The 14,908-nt window shown below is 58.6% G+C and carries 14 protein-coding genes, 5 tRNA genes and 1 riboswitch; of the genes, 5 read left to right on the forward strand and 14 right to left on the reverse strand.

Going from position 1 to position 14,908, the window contains the following annotated elements:
• Positions 1–22: 22 nt before the first annotated feature.
• Positions 23–99 (reverse strand) — tRNA-Arg (locus AOA60_RS28635).
• A gap of 327 nt (positions 100–426) precedes the next feature.
• On the opposite strand from AOA60_RS28635, the gene AOA60_RS28640 reads away from it, so the two are divergent.
• Together AOA60_RS28640 and AOA60_RS28645 are read left to right on the forward strand one after the other, a co-directional pair.
• The gene (locus AOA60_RS28640) at positions 427–654 is read left to right on the forward strand and encodes a hypothetical protein (RefSeq protein ID WP_099587217.1); all 228 of its coding nucleotides are present in this window, start codon (positions 427–429) and stop codon (positions 652–654) included.
• 11 nt (positions 655–665) lie between these two features.
• Positions 666–845, forward strand: a complete 180-nt coding sequence (locus AOA60_RS28645) for a PA3371 family protein (RefSeq protein WP_099587197.1) — start codon at positions 666–668, stop codon at positions 843–845.
• Between the two features lie 92 nt (positions 846–937).
• Here AOA60_RS28645 and AOA60_RS34065 read toward each other — a convergent pair whose 3' ends face one another.
• On the reverse strand, positions 938–1,123 hold the full coding sequence (locus AOA60_RS34065) for a hypothetical protein (RefSeq protein WP_099587198.1): 186 nt from the start codon (positions 1,121–1,123) through the stop codon (positions 938–940).
• Between the two features lie 111 nt (positions 1,124–1,234).
• Between AOA60_RS34065 and AOA60_RS28655 the strand changes: the two genes are divergently transcribed.
• Entirely contained in the window at positions 1,235–1,561 is a 327-nt protein-coding gene (locus AOA60_RS28655; RefSeq protein ID WP_003175643.1) for an Arc family DNA-binding protein, read from the forward strand.
• 167 nt (positions 1,562–1,728) lie between these two features.
• Here the strand turns inward: AOA60_RS28655 and mgtE are convergent, their stop codons facing one another.
• From mgtE to ltaE, 9 genes are all read right to left on the reverse strand, one after another.
• Entirely contained in the window at positions 1,729–3,171 is a 1,443-nt protein-coding gene (mgtE, locus tag AOA60_RS28660) for a magnesium transporter (RefSeq protein WP_099587199.1), read from the reverse strand.
• A gap of 339 nt (positions 3,172–3,510) precedes the next feature.
• Positions 3,511–3,587 (reverse strand) — tRNA-Arg (locus AOA60_RS28665).
• Between the two features lie 72 nt (positions 3,588–3,659).
• Positions 3,660–3,736, reverse strand: a tRNA-Arg gene (locus AOA60_RS28670).
• Positions 3,737–3,808: 72 nt separating this feature from the next.
• Positions 3,809–3,885, reverse strand: a tRNA-Arg gene (locus AOA60_RS28675).
• A 108-nt stretch (positions 3,886–3,993) separates the two neighbouring features.
• Positions 3,994–4,084, reverse strand: a tRNA-Ser gene (locus AOA60_RS28680).
• Between the two features lie 62 nt (positions 4,085–4,146).
• Positions 4,147–4,335 carry a carbon storage regulator CsrA gene (csrA, locus tag AOA60_RS28685; protein WP_003175645.1) on the reverse strand — a complete coding sequence of 63 codons (189 nt, stop codon included), beginning with the start codon at positions 4,333–4,335 and terminating at the stop codon, positions 4,147–4,149.
• Positions 4,336–4,510: 175 nt separating this feature from the next.
• Positions 4,511–5,752 (reverse strand): aspartate kinase, encoded by a 1,242-nt coding sequence (locus tag AOA60_RS28690; RefSeq protein ID WP_090400445.1) that lies wholly within the window; start codon positions 5,750–5,752, stop codon positions 4,511–4,513.
• Positions 5,753–5,848: 96 nt separating this feature from the next.
• Entirely contained in the window at positions 5,849–8,467 is a 2,619-nt protein-coding gene (gene alaS, locus AOA60_RS28695; RefSeq protein ID WP_099587200.1) for an alanine--tRNA ligase, read from the reverse strand.
• Positions 8,468–8,613: 146 nt separating this feature from the next.
• On the reverse strand, positions 8,614–9,618 hold the full coding sequence (gene ltaE, locus AOA60_RS28700; RefSeq protein ID WP_099587201.1) for a low-specificity L-threonine aldolase: 1,005 nt from the start codon (positions 9,616–9,618) through the stop codon (positions 8,614–8,616).
• A gap of 190 nt (positions 9,619–9,808) precedes the next feature.
• A riboswitch (FMN riboswitch) is annotated at positions 9,809–9,978 on the forward strand.
• Positions 9,979–10,075: 97 nt separating this feature from the next.
• Here ltaE and AOA60_RS28705 point away from each other — a divergent pair.
• Together AOA60_RS28705 and AOA60_RS28710 are read left to right on the forward strand one after the other, a co-directional pair.
• Complete coding sequence (locus tag AOA60_RS28705) at positions 10,076–10,582, forward strand: 6,7-dimethyl-8-ribityllumazine synthase (RefSeq protein WP_099587202.1); 507 nt, start codon at positions 10,076–10,078, stop codon at positions 10,580–10,582.
• Between the two features lie 136 nt (positions 10,583–10,718).
• On the forward strand, positions 10,719–12,194 hold the full coding sequence (locus AOA60_RS28710) for a M91 family zinc metallopeptidase (protein WP_099587203.1): 1,476 nt from the start codon (positions 10,719–10,721) through the stop codon (positions 12,192–12,194).
• Here the strand turns inward: AOA60_RS28710 and astE are convergent.
• From astE to astB, 3 genes are read right to left on the reverse strand one after another with little or no spacing between them, the layout of a single operon-like run.
• Positions 12,191–13,195: a succinylglutamate desuccinylase gene (astE, locus tag AOA60_RS28715; protein ID WP_099587204.1), complete on the reverse strand. Its 1,005-nt coding sequence runs from the start codon at positions 13,193–13,195 to the stop codon at positions 12,191–12,193. The two genes, AOA60_RS28710 and astE, sit on opposite strands and share 4 nt — an antisense overlap.
• 11 nt (positions 13,196–13,206) lie before the next feature.
• Positions 13,207–13,494, reverse strand: a complete 288-nt coding sequence (locus tag AOA60_RS28720; RefSeq protein WP_003175651.1) for a hypothetical protein — start codon at positions 13,492–13,494, stop codon at positions 13,207–13,209.
• Positions 13,495–13,520: 26 nt separating this feature from the next.
• Positions 13,521–14,867 (reverse strand): N-succinylarginine dihydrolase, encoded by a 1,347-nt coding sequence (gene astB / locus AOA60_RS28725; RefSeq protein WP_099587205.1) that lies wholly within the window; start codon positions 14,865–14,867, stop codon positions 13,521–13,523.
• Between the last annotated feature and the right edge of the window lie 41 nt (positions 14,868–14,908).

Here is a 14,908-nt window from a genome sequence, read left to right on the forward strand (position 1 = left end):
AAGCTGTGCGGGGCTTTGAATCTGGTGTCCCAGGGCCGGTTCGAACGGCCAACCTTCCCCTTAGGAGGGGGATGCTCTATCCAATTGAGCTACTGGGACTTATGACAGCCGTCGGGCCAGTGGCGTTGTGACGGACGGCGTGCATGTTAACGGCCGAGGTCGGTTTTGTCATGTCGTCCGTGGGCTTTTTGAGTGTAGGACGAGATGCGGCCGGATAGTTGCCGTTTCGCCCCATAAATACGGGCACTTCGCCTAATCGTGCAAAATGCACTCCCCCAAAATGCCGGCATTGCAAATTGCAACCTATCGACGCTTAAATCAAGTCTCAAGTCATTGATTATATTGAATTAATAGATTGGCACGAGACCTGCAATACTTCTCCTGCAACACCCCTTTCAACTACGGCGTTAAGCGGAGAACATGACCATGAACAGTGCCCTTCTGTTAGTCCTTAACGCCGTTGCCCTGACGGCACTGGTGACATTTCACTTTCAGTCGACTGGCAGCAACGACCCGGCTCAGATCAGCCAAGCGGTACCACATCACCTGCAACAACGCCCGCAACTGGCAGTCATGACGCCGAATGCACAACCGCCGGTACGCTTGGCCCAAGCTACCCAGGCCGCCCCAGCCGCTGAACACTGGGTTTTCTGAGGAAACCGCTCATGACAAAATTTGCCTGGCTGTTTGTGTGCATGACCACCGTGACTGGAATCTATGGTTTGGTGGCCGACTCCCAAGACGTTCAACTCACCTCACTGATCGCCAGCGGTGTGTGCGCAAGCCTTCTGCTGCTAAGCCTGGTTATGGGTCGCCGCATCAAATTCGACCCGGTTTTGCGCTGATCCCCCTCCCCTTCGCCCTACCTTATGTCGCCTCGCCCTAGTAAATCGGCAAATTGCCACTAGTCTTAACACAAGGGCAAAAGGCCACTTTGCTATACCATGTGCGACCTCAAAACCCCGTTGCGGCCCGGCCTGCGGGATGATCGAGTATCTGTCGTCCTCGCAGAAAAGATTTCCAACCAGTCCGCAAAAATACAAATGAGTGCTGGCATAAAGCCTTTAGGCAGTTCAATATTTGTCACAGAATTGACGCCAAGGAACTGGCAAATCTGAGGCATGATGCGGCCTCTTTGCAATTCGGGTTGAACTTTGGTCGTGAGTCTTGTCTTAACTCTCATCGCTTGCGGCCAATTCCAAAAACCGCTCCCCTGAACTAACCGGTTAAATATATGCGCCCATTGAAACAGGCAATTTATTCCAGCCGTACGGCTGACAAGTTCGTCGTACGTCTGCCAGACGGAATGCGGGAACGCATTGCCGAGGTGGCTCGCAATCATCACCGCAGCATGAACTCCGAAATCATCGCGCGCCTGGAACAGAGCCTTATTCAGGAAGGTGCGCTGGGTGACGAGCTAAGCATGCGCCTGGACAGCCCTGAGCTGTCGCTGCACGAACGCGAACTGCTGCAGCGTTTTCGTCAGCTCTCCCACCGCCAGCAAAATGCCCTCGTCTCGCTTATCGCGCACGACGTCGAGGCGGCCGCAGAAGCCAATTGATCTGCAACTGAAAGCCGAAGCCAGCCATGTGCTGGCTTTTTTTTGCCTGGGATTTAGACAGGCTTCGACAGCGTTAGAACGTAGCAGCTGTCGAGCCTTTTCGAGGCGGCGTAGCGGACGCATTGACACCCCGCGACAAGCGGGGGCACCAACGCAGGGGAGACAGGTCAGAGCAGGAAAATCGTCGCCAAGCCCAGGAAGATGAAGAAGCCACCACTGTCAGTCATGGCCGTGATCATCACGCTGGCGCCCATGGCCGGGTCACGACCGAGGCGCGCCAGGGTCATGGGGATTAGCACCCCCATCAGCGCGGCCAACAGCAGGTTGAGCGTCATGGCGGCGGTCATCACCACCCCGAGCGACCAGCTGCCATACAGCAAGTAAGCCACCACACCAATCACGCCGCCCCACACCAAGCCGTTGATCAGGCCCACAGCCAGTTCCTTGCGCAGCAGCCGAGAAGAGTTGGCAGTACTCACCTGATCCAGCGCCATGGCGCGCACGATCATGGTGATGGTCTGGTTGCCGGAGTTACCGCCAATACCCGCCACAATCGGCATCAGCGCCGCCAACGCCACCAGTTTTTCGATGGAGCCTTCAAATAGCCCGATCACACGGGAAGCGATGAACGCCGTAATCAGGTTAACGGCCAGCCACGCCCAGCGGTTATGCAGCGAACGCCAGACCGACGCAAAAATATCTTCCTCTTCACGCAGACCCGCCATGTTGAGGACTTCGGTTTCACTCTCTTCACGAATCAGGTCGACGATTTCGTCAATGGTCAGACGGCCAATCAGCTTGCCGTTCTTGTCGACCACGGGCGCCGAGATCAAGTCGTAACGCTCGAAGGCCTGAGCCGCGTCGTAGGCGTCTTCATCCGGGTGAAAACTCACGGTATCGCTGGCCATCAGGTCAGCAACCCTTTTTTCCGGATCGTTGACCAGCAGCCGCTTGATCGGCAGCACGCCCTTGAGAATGCCTTCGTAATCGACCACGAACAGTTTGTCTGTGTGGCTAGGCAGCTCTTTCAGGCGGCGCAGGTAACGCAGAACCACTTCCAGGCTGACGTCTTCGCGAATGGTGACCATCTCGAAGTCCATCAGGGCGCCGACCTGATCCTCGTCATAGGACAACGCGGAGCGCACGCGCTCACGCTGCTGGCCATCAAGAGCCTCCATCAGCTCATGGACAACATCACGGGGCAGCTCAGGCGCGAGGTCCGCCAGCTCGTCGGCATCCATCTCCTTGGCCGCAGCCAGGAGCTCGTGATCGTCCATGTCGGCGATCAGGGTTTCACGAACCGAATCGGACACTTCGAGCAGGATGTCGCCGTCGCGGTCAGCCTTGACCAACTGCCAGAGGGTCAGTCGATCATCGAGCGGCAACGCTTCGAGAATGTAGGCAACGTCGGCGGAGTGCAGGTCATCGAGTTTGCGTTGCAACTCGACGAGGTTTTGCCGGTGGACCAGGTTTTCAACGCGGTCGTGGTTCGGACCTTCCTGGCGATGGGTAAGGTCTTCGACCACGCGCTGGCGCTGCAGCAGCTCGATAACTTGAGCCAGGCGATCCTGCAGGCTGTCCTGTGTTTTCTTTACTTCTACTTCGGTCATAGGCGAACTCCACTCCCAGCAGCGGGGCACGCCGGAAGGATCAATCAGTCAATTCATGATTGGTAAAGCGGGGTACTGAGTAACTACTGGGTAAGTCCATGGAGGTATTCCACAAGCCCCGGCGGGGCTGACGGGCGCAATGATACACCGCCCGGCCGTCTTTAACGTCAAAAAACTGGAAAGAACAAGCGCTTGCGAGCCAAAGCTGAGTATTGGCTGCATATAAGAACTGCGACGCCACCGCCTGAACGGAAAACACATGAGGAAGGAGAAAAAGATAAAGTCCGACACAAACGCCAGACGGCAAAAAGCCCGCACTAGGCGGGCTTTTTGTTTGTATGGTGCACTCGACAGGATTCGAACCTGTGACCGCTCGGTTCGTAGCCGAGTACTCTATCCAGCTGAGCTACGAGTGCAGATTGTGTTTTTAGACCAGATCACAACTGGTTGAAGCAAAGTTACCTGCGTTGCTGCAGTTAACTCTTAAATGGTGCACTCGACAGGATTCGAACCTGTGACCGCTCGGTTCGTAGCCGAGTACTCTATCCAGCTGAGCTACGAGTGCAGATTGTGTTTTTAGACCAGATCACAACTGGTTGAAGCAAAGTTACCTGCGTTGCTGCAGTTAACTCTTAAATGGTGCACTCGACAGGATTCGAACCTGTGACCGCTCGGTTCGTAGCCGAGTACTCTATCCAGCTGAGCTACGAGTGCATTTGTTGCCGCGCATTATAGGCCGTTCAATCTCTATGTAAAGCTATTTTTTCGTTAATTTTCAACAACTTACCGAAAAAACCAGATTGCAACGTACTAAGCAAATAATGGCGGAGAACGGGGGATTCGAACCCCCGACACCCTTTTGAGGTGTACTCCCTTAGCAGGGGAGCGCCTTCGGCCACTCGGCCAGCTCTCCGCAACACGGGGCGTATATTAACCACGTTCCTCCCCGTTTGCAAACATAAAAAACGATAAAAATTAAAGGCTTGGTTCTTCGTCCTTCTCTTTCTTGATCCGCAGGTAGATTTCCTCGCGGTGGACCGCTACCTCTTTCGGAGCATTAACCCCGATACGTACTTGATTGCCTTTGACGCCGAGCACGGTCACGGTGATTTCGCCATCACCGATAATCAGGCTTTCTGCGCACCGACGAGTCAGAATCAGCATACCTTTCTCCTCACGCATTTCATTTCAGGAACAACAGTCTGCAAAAAAAAGGCGTTCGACCTACGACCCGAGAGTCATAGCCCCAACGGCCTAAGTATTGTCGAGCGCACGCAAAAGACCATGCGCCCTACAAAAAAAGGAAAGGCGCGGTAGACCGCGCCTTCCTGGCATTACTTCATTCGCCCTGGCGGGCCGGAGCGTCCAGCTCGAACGCGGTATGCAGCGCACGTACAGCCAGTTCCAGGTACTTCTCTTCGATCACTACCGAGACTTTGATTTCCGAGGTAGAGATCATCTGGATGTTGATGCTTTCCTTGGCCAGAGCCCCAAACATGCGGCTGGCAACGCCGGCATGGGAACGCATGCCCACACCCACGATCGACACCTTGGCAATCTTGGTATCGCCGACCACTTCACGGGCGCCAATCTCGCTCGCGGTGTTCTCCAGGATTTTCAATGCCGCATCGTACTCGTTGCGGTGCACGGTGAAGGTGAAATCGGTGGTGTTATCGTGCGAGACGTTCTGCACGATCATATCGACTTCAACATTCGCATCGCTGATCGGACCGAGGATCTTGAAAGCCACGCCCGGGGTGTCTGGCACGCCACGGATCGTCAGCTTGGCTTCATCACGGTTGAAAGCGATACCGGAAATGATCGGCTGTTCCATGGATTCCTCTTCATCAATAGTAATGAGGGTGCCCGGACCCTCTTTGAAGCTGTGCAATACGCGCAGCGGAACGTTGTACTTGCCGGCGAATTCCACCGCACGGATCTGCAACACCTTGGAACCGAGGCTGGCCATTTCCAGCATCTCTTCGAAGGTGATCTTGTCCAGGCGCTGGGCCACGGACACGACACGCGGATCGGTAGTGTAGACGCCGTCCACATCGGTGTAGATCTGGCATTCATCAGCCTTGAGGGCCGCTGCCAGGGCCACGCCGGTGGTGTCCGAACCGCCACGCCCCAGGGTCGTGATGTTGCCGTGCTCATCCACACCCTGGAACCCAGCTACAACTACCACGCGGCCGGCTTTCAGGTCGGTGCGAATTTTCTGATCATCGATCTGCAGAATGCGCGCCTTGGTGTGCGCGCTGTCAGTGAGGATGCGCACCTGGCTGCCCGTGTAGGACACCGCTGGCACGCCACGCTTGTTCAGGGCCATGGCCAGCAAGGCGATGGTCACCTGCTCACCGGTCGACACGATCACGTCCAGCTCACGCGGCAGCGGTTGCTGGTCGCCACTGATTGCCTTGGCCAGCTCGATCAGGCGATTGGTCTCGCCGCTCATGGCCGATAGCACCACCACCAGGTCGTCACCGGCATCGCGGAATTTCTTAACCTTGTCGGCCACCTGCTCGATTCTTTCGACAGAGCCGACCGAGGTGCCTCCAAATTTCTGTACGATCAAAGCCATTTCCAAGCCGCCTCAGCCCGTAAAGGGGCGCCTAAATATCCAATCAACCAGCACCGAACAAGCCCGCGACTAGACCACGGGCCGGTTAACAATGCCTTAAATACCTGCCTCGACAAACGGCACGGTCAAGGCCAGGGCCGCGTCCAGGGCACCGGCGTCTACACCACCGCCTTGTGCCATGTCCGGACGACCACCGCCCTTCCCGCCCACTGCCGCAGCGGCTTGCTTCATCAAATCACCGGCCTTGAGTTGGCCAGTCAGGTCTTTGGTTACACCAGCAACCAGAACGACCTTATCCTCATGGACACTGCCGAGCAGGATCACTGCGCGGCCGAGCTTGTTCTTCAACTGATCGACCAGGGCCAACAGCGCCTTGCCGTCCTGGCCATCCAGGCGAGCCGCCAGGACTTTCACGTCCTTGACGTCCACCGCAGAAGCCGACAGATCGTCGCCCGCCGCACTGGCGGCCTTGGCCTGCAACTGCTCCAGCTGTTTTTCCAGCGCACGGTTGCGCTCCAGCACGGCGGACAGTTTGTCGATCAGGTTGTCGCGGCTGCCCTTGACCAGGCTGGCCGCTTCCTTGAGTTGCTCTTCGGCCGCATTGAGGTAGGCCAGGGCCGCAGCACCGGTCACCGCTTCAATACGACGTACGCCCGACGCCACACCGCCTTCGCTGATGATTTTCAGCAGGCCGATGTCGCCGGTGCGGTTGGCGTGGATACCGCCACACAGTTCCACCGAGAAGTCGCCGCCCATGCTCAGTACACGCACGTTGTCGCCGTACTTCTCGCCGAACAGCGCCATGGCGCCTTTGGCCTTGGCGGTCTCGATGTCGGTTTCCTCGGTCTCAACCGGGGTGTTCTTGCGCACTTGTGCGTTGACGATGTCTTCCAGGGCCTTGATCTGCTCTGGCTTGATCGCTTCGAAGTGGCTGAAGTCGAAACGCAAGCGCTGGCTATCGACCAACGAACCCTTTTGCTGGACGTGCTCGCCCAGCACCTGGCGCAATGCAGCGTGCAACAGGTGAGTGGCCGAGTGGTTCAAGGCAGTTGCATGCCGTACGTCGGCATCAACCTGGGTATCAACCGGTGCGCCGACCGTCAGGTTACCCAGCACCAATACGCCGTGGTGCAGGAACGCACCGCCGGTCTTGGTCGTGTCACGCACTTCGAAACGACCCGACGTCGAGCTCAGGAACCCACAGTCACCAATCTGGCCGCCCGACTCGGCGTAAAACGGCGTCTGGTCCAGGACCACAACCGCCTCGTCGCCTTCATTCAGAACGTCGACCGACTTGCCATCTTTATAGAGGGCAACGATCTTGGCCGAGCCAACAGTCGCCTTGTAGCCGGTGAATTCGGTCGGTACATCAACCTTGACCAGGGTGTTGTAGTCCAGGCCAAAGGAGCTGGCGGAACGAGCACGTACGCGCTGGGCTTCCATTTCACGTTCAAAGCCGGCTTCATCGATAGTCAGCTCGCGCTCACGGGCGATGTCGGCAGTCAGGTCCATCGGGAAGCCATAAGTGTCATAGAGCTTGAACACCACATCGCCCGGCACCACGGTGCCTTTGAGCTCAGCCAGGTCCTGCTCCAGAATCTTCAGGCCGTGTTCCAGGGTCTTGGAGAATTGCTCCTCTTCGGCCTTGAGCACGCGCTCGATATTGGCTTGCTGCTGCTTGAGTTCCGGGAAGGCTTCGCCCATCTCGGCCACCAGCGCGGCAACGATCTTGTAGAAGAAGCTGCCGGTGGCGCCCAGCTTGTTACCGTGGCGGCAGGCCCGACGGATGATGCGACGCAGCACATAGCCCCGGCCTTCATTGGACGGCAGCACGCCATCGGCAATCAGGAAGCCGCAGGAACGAATGTGGTCCGACACAACCTTGAGCGAAGACTGGCTCTCATTGGCGCAACCAATGGCTGCCGCCGAGGCACTCAGCAGGTTGGTGAACAGGTCGATTTCGTAGTTGGAGTGAACGTGCTGCATCACCGCACTGATCCGCTCCAGGCCCATGCCGGTGTCCACCGACGGCGCCGGCAGCGGATGCAACACGCCATCGGCGGTGCGGTTGAACTGCATGAACACGTTGTTCCAGATCTCGATGTAACGGTCGCCGTCTTCTTCCGGCGAGCCCGGCGGGCCACCCCAGATGTCGGCGCCGTGATCGTAGAAAATCTCGGTGCAAGGGCCGCACGGGCCGGTATCGCCCATGGTCCAGAAGTTGTCGGAGGCGTACGGCGCGCCCTTGTTGTCGCCGATGCGGATCATGCGCTCGGCCGGCACGCCGATTTGCTGGGTCCAGATGTCATACGCTTCGTCGTCCGTCGCGTAGACGGTGACCCAGAGCTTTTCCTTGGGCAGCTTCAGCACGCCGGTGAGGAAGGTCCAGGCGAAGGTAATCGCGTCTTTCTTGAAATAGTCGCCGAAGCTGAAGTTACCCAGCATTTCGAAGAACGTGTGGTGGCGTGCGGTGTAACCGACGTTTTCCAGGTCGCTGTTCTTGCCGCCGGCGCGTACGCACTTCTGGCTGCTGGTGGCGCGGGTGTAGGCGCGCTTTTCCTGGCCCAGGAAGCAGTCCTTGAACTGGTTCATCCCCGCGTTGGTGAACAGCAGGGTGGGGTCATTGCCAGGGATCAGAGAGCTGGAGGCGACACGGGTGTGACCTTGCTCTTCGAAGAAGCGAAGGAAGGCTTCACGGATTTCTGCGCTTTTCATTAGGTTCTTCCACGGAGGCTGCGGCCAAAGGCCAGTGCGCAACATCATCAGACGGAGCGACGGCAAAAGGCCGCATTATATCGGCCCTTTGCCGGTGGTACAGCGTGTTTATGCGATAGAGAGGCTCAATTAGACGGTCTGCACGGTCATTTGCGCGAAAATTCGACGAATGCCGCAAGCACCTGCTCGATCTGCGCCCGGCTGACATCCAGATGCGTGACCATACGCAGGCGCGGCGCGGCGCTCAACTTGATCCCGCGCTCGGCGGCAAAGGCCTTCAAGGCCTGGGCCTGATCGCCGATCTGCACGTAGACCATGTTGGTCTGCACAGGCTCCACCTCATACCCTGCTTTGCGCAGTTCATCGCCCAGCCACTGGGCCTTGGCGTGGTCGTCGGCCAGGCGCTGCACCTGGTGATCCAGGGCGTAAAGCCCCGCTGCTGCCAGGGAGCCGGCCTGGCGCATACCGCCGCCGACCATCTTGCGCAGCCGCCGGGCCTTGGCGATCAACGCCGTGGAGCCGCACAGCACTGAGCCGATGGGCGCACCGAGGCCCTTGGACAGGCACACCGACACCGAATCGAAATGTTGGGCGATCTCCCGCGCATCCACCCCAAGCTTGACCGCCGCGTTGTAGAGGCGCGCGCCATCCAGATGCAGGGCCAGGCCATGTTCACGGGTAAACGCCCGCGCCTTGACCAGGTATTCCAAGGGCAGCACTTTGCCCTGCATGGTGTTTTCCAGGGCCAGCAAGCGGGTGCGAGCGAAGTGGAAATCGTCCGGTTTGATTGCTTCCAGTACGTGGTGCAAATCCAGGGAACCATCCGCCTGCACTTCCAGCGGTTGCGGTTGGATCGAGCCCAACACCGCTGCGCCACCGCCTTCGTATTTGTAGGTGTGGGCCTGTTGACCAACGATGTATTCCTCGCCGCGTTCGCAATGGGCCATCAACGCCAGCAGGTTGCTCATGGTGCCGGTGGGCACGAACAACGCGGCCGCAAACCCCAGGCGCTTGGCCAGTTCGGCTTCCAGCAGATTGACGCTGGGGTCTTCGCCGTAGACGTCATCACCGCTGACGGCGGTGGCCATGGCGTCGAGCATGCCGGGGGTGGGTTGGGTCACGGTGTCGCTGCGCAGGTCAATCACAGTCATGAAACAGGCCTCTAACAGATTGGATACGTCCTTTTGTCAGTGATTACTGCGGGCAACGCCACGGAATATCAAGCCCCGTTTACATTCAATCGAATACCAACCAAACAAACCGATATAGGCTATCGATACGACGCTCGTGCAGTTTTTGAAAAAGCATGTTAAAAACTCTCCGCCGCCAGGGTTCTGGTGGCAACGTTCTCAGGGCGGGGTGCAATTCCCCACCGGCGGTAATTACACGCAATGTGTATAGCCCGCGAGCGCTTGGCGCCTCGAACTGCTCACGCGGGACGGCGACAAGGTCAGCAGACCCGGTGTGATTCCGGGGCCGACGGTCATAGTCCGGATGAAGAGAGAACGGGATTGGCACCTAAGGGCCGCGCGTCTGTTGACGCATGCGTACCCTTAAATCCCATTCGATTCATAACGCCCTGTTTTTTTCTTAAACAGGAGTCAGAACATGCAACCCACCGCTATCGACAGCAAAAGCAAAAACCACCACGGCGAGCGCGTCGCGTTTATCCAGGCCTGCTGGCACAAGGATATCGTCGATCAATCCCGTAAAGGCTTCCTCGCCGAAATGATCGCCCAGGGCTACCAGGAATCGGACATCGATTTCTTCGAAGTCGGCGGCGCCTTTGAAATGCCCTTGCACGCCAAGCTGCTGGCCAAGACCGGCCGCTACGCCGGTATCGTTGCCGCCGCGCTGGTGGTGGACGGTGGCATCTACCGTCACGAGTTCGTCGCCCAATCGGTGGTCAGCGGCCTGATGCAGGTGCAGCTGGAAACTGAGGTGCCGGTGTTTTCGGTATCGCTGACGCCGCATCACTTCCATGCGGGCAGCGAGCATCATACGTTCTTCCATGATCACTTTGTGCACAAGGGCCAGGAAGCTGCGAAGACTTGCGCCGACACGCTGCACAAGGTGCGGGCGATCCGTCGCAGCGAACAGAAACTGGCGGTCTGACACGCCGCTGAAAAAAAGCCCCGACACCTTCAGGCGCCGGGGCTTTTCGTTATCCGCGTGTATATCTACCGCATCATCGCCGCGCACTTCCCGTTAAGTAAGGCCTTCTCCTTACTGACTCGACAGGTCGTGCAACATGACTCAAACCCAAAGGGCTGATGGCATCTACGTCATCGATGCCAACACGCTCACCGACAACCCCCGCCACGAGCCCACCAACGAGCGCCCCAGCGGCCCGGGCTTTATCGAAGTCCATCGGCTTCTCGAAGACGAAAATGTGCGCATCGAGCGCAGAATTTTCAGGGAGGAAGCGGTAGACCAACTGTGCATCACCAGTTTCGATGGGCACGACACGGTCAATATCTTCGCTGCCGCTCCCGCAATCGACACCTCGTTGACGCTGACTGTGCAGCTCAACCAACCGCGCTACGAAATCACGCTGAACTGGAAAAGCCAGACGCTTTTACTGAGTACCCAAGGTGGCAACGACCGCATTCATATCGATGACAACGTGATCATTCCCGTGTTTGTCTTCAGCGGCGACGGCGATGATCGTGTCTTGAGCGCTGCAAAGAATGCCAGCCTGTATACGGGCCGTGGCGATGATTTCATCTCGGCCATCAACGGCTCATGCCATATCGAAGCGGGTGAAGGTGACGATGAGGTCCACGGTTACCAGGACATCCATATGACGGTGTACGGTGGCCCCGGTAATGACGACATCAGTGGTGGCCAAGGATCCAGCTTCATCGATGGCGGAGAAGGTGATGACCATATCGTTGGCGGCGCGGGTCACAACATTATCAGCGGTGCCGGCGGCGATGACCGCATCAAGGCGGGTCCGGGCAGTAATGTCATCTACACCGGCGACGGCCTTAACGATGTCACCCAACTCAAAGCCGATGATGTGACCTACTACAACTACAAGAGCACCCTGACAGTGGACTGCGCGCTGATGATGCACACGGACGTCCCCGCAGACTTGCCTCCAGGGGCACTGGCCTCGCACGCTATTCACCTGGAGCCTGAAGCACTGAGCCGCAGTGGGGTCAGCGTGCAGGGCAGCGCGTTGTTCATCGACCGGGTCAACGATGACCTGCGCCTGCTGCTGGGCTCACCGACCGGACAACGTCTGCTGGCAGAACTGGAGCGCGCGTCACTGGCCAGCGGGCAGCCCGTCACGATCCATGAATTCTACCCGCAGCCGAATGGCCTGTTCGTACCGGACCCAACGAGTGCTGCTGGGCCGTATATCAACAATGACCAGCGAGGGCGCCCGTCATACGGAGGAAAGATCTGGTACAACACCACGGACATCGTTCCGGGCACGCCCAGTGTCATCAACCTGTTCCATGAACTGTGCCATGCCTACAACCACGTAACCGGCTCGATCATGCCGGGTGAAAGCCCGGATGGCGTCGACGGTCGCAAGCCACGTCACCAAATACGAAACATCGAATTGCAAGCAGTCGGCTTGCCAACGACAGCACAGCCCTTCGACTTTGACGCAGACCCCACCACCCCAAGCACCAACACCAACCCGCATGCGTTCAGTGAAAACGGGCTACGCCAGGAGCTAGGGCTGCCCCCGCGCAAGCAGTACAGGCTCTAGGCCAGCCCCTGCTCGGTCGTCGGCACGATCAGGATGCCTGCGCGCAAACCATTCTTCACCTTCGGGTTAGGGAAGATGATGCGTGCGCCCTCCTCCTCGATCACCCAGCGGGTCTTGGCGACATCTTCGGCCAGCAGGTAACCCTTGGCCAACGGTGAGAAGTTCTCCACATCCGCCGGCAGGTGCATTAGGAACCCGTCACTGTGCTTGATGACTTCACGGGAGACGGCAAATAGTTGCAGGCCATCGAGGCTCTCGGTGGCCGGCTCAGTGCCTTCGATGATGTGCTTCAGGCGCGTTTCCAGGCGTGACACGTCAACCCCCTGGTTCTGCCCGAATGGCCGTGCCTTGCCCAGTTCCAGGGTGAAGGCCTCGGCGTCCAGCTGTTCGTAGGTAAACGCCGTGAAAGTGATCGACGTCTTGTTCTGCAGCAGCACCGCTTCCATGCCGGCAGCGTTCAGACGCGCCAGCTCATGACGCGAATGCTGGCGCCCCTCCTTCCAGGGGTACAGCGCGAACTGCTCGATCTTCGAACCACGGATGGCGGTGTGCAAATCGTAATGCAGGCGCGAACGGCCGGGCTGGCTGAAGAAGCTGCGGGCCAATTGCTCAAGCTCGGCGGCGCGCATGGCTTCGGGGCCGATGTTTTTTTCATGTCGGCCGTTGAACAGCCGGTTGACGTCCAGTTCAAGGTAACGCTCACCGCGGCGCATGGCCTCGGGGTTACCGAACAGGAACAGAATGCGGGTACGGGGTTTGATCTCCCCACGGGCAATACCATGCAACAGGCGGTCGAGCAGTTCGATCGGCGCGGTTTCGTTGCCATGGATGCCGGACGACAGCAGCAGGTCGCTGCCGTTGTCCCGTGCTTCAGGAGGACGCACTTCAAGCGCGCCCTCGCTGAGCCAGCGCATCTGCACGCCGTCGACAGTCGATTGAATTTTTTGCGCCGGTTCACGACCGGCGAGGGTCAGTTCAAGCAATTTGCCGAGGGCGAGCATACGCAGCTTCCTTAGTGGTTGCAGCCTGGGCCGTGGACGTGATCGTCGTCATCACCTTCAACGTCGGCCGGTTCCATTTCCAGTTGCAGGCTCATCAGGTTGGTGGCCAATGGGCGCATCAGCAGGTTGGCGTATTCGGCGTCGCCTTCTTCAACGTCCACACCGATCAGCAGTTGGCCACGGCCGTCGTGCTGGATCCAGATTTCCTTGCCCTGCCAGACCACGGCGACGCGGGTGCAGGAGGTTTCCAGCTGGGTGCCGTCGGTGTCTTCAAGGATCAGCTTCAGGGTGTCGGTCATAAATAAAATATCTCAGCCACGTGGCGTTAATTGATCTGGAAAGGATAAACCGAGCCCAGTTTAAGGATTTGCGTCAGTTCATCCAGTGCCGTCCGGCACTCAAGCAGCAACTGCGGGTCAGCCAGGTCGGTTTCGCGCAAGCTGTCACGGTAGTGCTTGCCCACCCATTGGGTCAGGGTTTCGTACAACGGCGCGGTCATGATAACCCCTGGGTTCACCGCCGCCAGCTCGGTTTCGTTGAGCGCCACACGCAGGCGCAGGCACGCCGGCCCACCGCCGTTCTGCATGCTTTGCTTGAGGTCGAAGACCTTCACTTCGCGGATCAGCCCACCGGCGGCAGTCAGGCCTTGCAGGTACTGCCACACACGCTCGTTGGCACGGCATTCTTCCGGCACGATCAGCAGCATCGAGCCGTCAGGACGGGTCAGCAACTGGCTGTTGAACAGATAGGAACGCACCGCATCCTCGACGCTGACCTCGGCGCGTGGCACGCACACCGACTGGAAGTTGCCCCCCAGTTTGCCTAGCTTTCCTTGCAGTTCGGCGAGCATCTGTTCGGTATTGAGGAACGCGTCCTCGTGATAGAACAGCACTTCGCCATTGCCGACCGCGATCACGTCATTGTGGAACACACCGGCGTCAATCACTGCCGGGTTCTGCTGGGCGTAGACCACGCCTTCATCCTTCAGGCCATGCAGGCGCGCAACGGCCTGGGAGGCTTCGAGCGTCTGGCGTGCCGGGTATTTCTGCGGGGCCGGGTAACGGGGATCGAACGCGCTGCGGCCGAACACAAAAAACTCCACGCCGGCCTCGCCATACTCACGGCAAAAACGTGTGTGGTTGGCCGCGCCTTCGTCACCGAACTGCGCCACGGCCGGCAACGCGGCGTGGTGGGCAAAGTGCTTGCTGTCAGCAAACATGGCCCCCAACACGCGGCTGGTGGTCGGGTGTTCGATGCTGCGATGGTATTTGCAGTTGAGGTTGGCGGCGGTGAAGTGCACGCGGCCATCTGCCGTGTCGGCGCTTGGGCTGACGGTGGCGGCGTTGGCCACCCACATGCTCGATGCCGAGCAGCTTGCCACCAGCAACGGCATGGCCTGCTTGGCCGCCTGCTGGATCACCTGCGCATCGGTGCCGCTGAAACCCAAGCTGCGCAAAGCGGCCACGTCTGGACGCTCTTGGGGCGCCAGCACACCTTGCACAAAGCCCATGTCCATCAGGGCTTTCATTTTTTGCAGGCCCTGCAACGCCGCTTCCTTGGGGTTGGAATGCTGCTGGCTGTTGCTCTGGGACGCGACGTTGCCGAAGGACAAACCGCCGTAGTTATGGGTCGGCCCCACTAGACCGTCAAAATTGACTTCATAGGATTTCATCGGCGAGGCTCCACGAACATCTGTTTTTATAGGCATCAGAA

The organism is Pseudomonas sp. 2822-17 (assembly GCF_002742485.1).
GTDB lineage: Bacteria > Pseudomonadota > Gammaproteobacteria > Pseudomonadales > Pseudomonadaceae > Aquipseudomonas > Aquipseudomonas cyclaminis.

Excerpts from the sequence above, each read along its gene's own strand:
- AOA60_RS28640 (WP_099587217.1), top strand. The coding sequence starts at position 427 with ATGAACAGTGCCCTTCTGTTAGTCCTTAACGCCGTTGCCCTGACGGCA.
- AOA60_RS28645 (WP_099587197.1), top strand. The coding sequence starts at position 666 with ATGACAAAATTTGCCTGGCTGTTTGTGTGCATGACCACCGTGACTGGA.
- AOA60_RS34065 (WP_099587198.1), bottom strand. The coding sequence starts at position 1,123 with ATGCCTCAGATTTGCCAGTTCCTTGGCGTCAATTCTGTGACAAATATT.
- AOA60_RS28655 (WP_003175643.1), top strand. The coding sequence starts at position 1,235 with ATGCGCCCATTGAAACAGGCAATTTATTCCAGCCGTACGGCTGACAAG.
- mgtE (WP_099587199.1), bottom strand. The coding sequence starts at position 3,171 with ATGACCGAAGTAGAAGTAAAGAAAACACAGGACAGCCTGCAGGATCGC.
- csrA (WP_003175645.1), bottom strand. The coding sequence starts at position 4,335 with ATGCTGATTCTGACTCGTCGGTGCGCAGAAAGCCTGATTATCGGTGAT.
- AOA60_RS28690 (WP_090400445.1), bottom strand. The coding sequence starts at position 5,752 with ATGGCTTTGATCGTACAGAAATTTGGAGGCACCTCGGTCGGCTCTGTC.
- alaS (WP_099587200.1), bottom strand. The coding sequence starts at position 8,467 with ATGAAAAGCGCAGAAATCCGTGAAGCCTTCCTTCGCTTCTTCGAAGAG.
- ltaE (WP_099587201.1), bottom strand. The coding sequence starts at position 9,618 with ATGACTGTGATTGACCTGCGCAGCGACACCGTGACCCAACCCACCCCC.
- AOA60_RS28705 (WP_099587202.1), top strand. The coding sequence starts at position 10,076 with ATGCAACCCACCGCTATCGACAGCAAAAGCAAAAACCACCACGGCGAG.
- AOA60_RS28710 (WP_099587203.1), top strand. The coding sequence starts at position 10,719 with ATGACTCAAACCCAAAGGGCTGATGGCATCTACGTCATCGATGCCAAC.
- astE (WP_099587204.1), bottom strand. The coding sequence starts at position 13,195 with ATGCTCGCCCTCGGCAAATTGCTTGAACTGACCCTCGCCGGTCGTGAA.
- AOA60_RS28720 (WP_003175651.1), bottom strand. The coding sequence starts at position 13,494 with ATGACCGACACCCTGAAGCTGATCCTTGAAGACACCGACGGCACCCAG.
- astB (WP_099587205.1), bottom strand. The coding sequence starts at position 14,867 with ATGAAATCCTATGAAGTCAATTTTGACGGTCTAGTGGGGCCGACCCAT.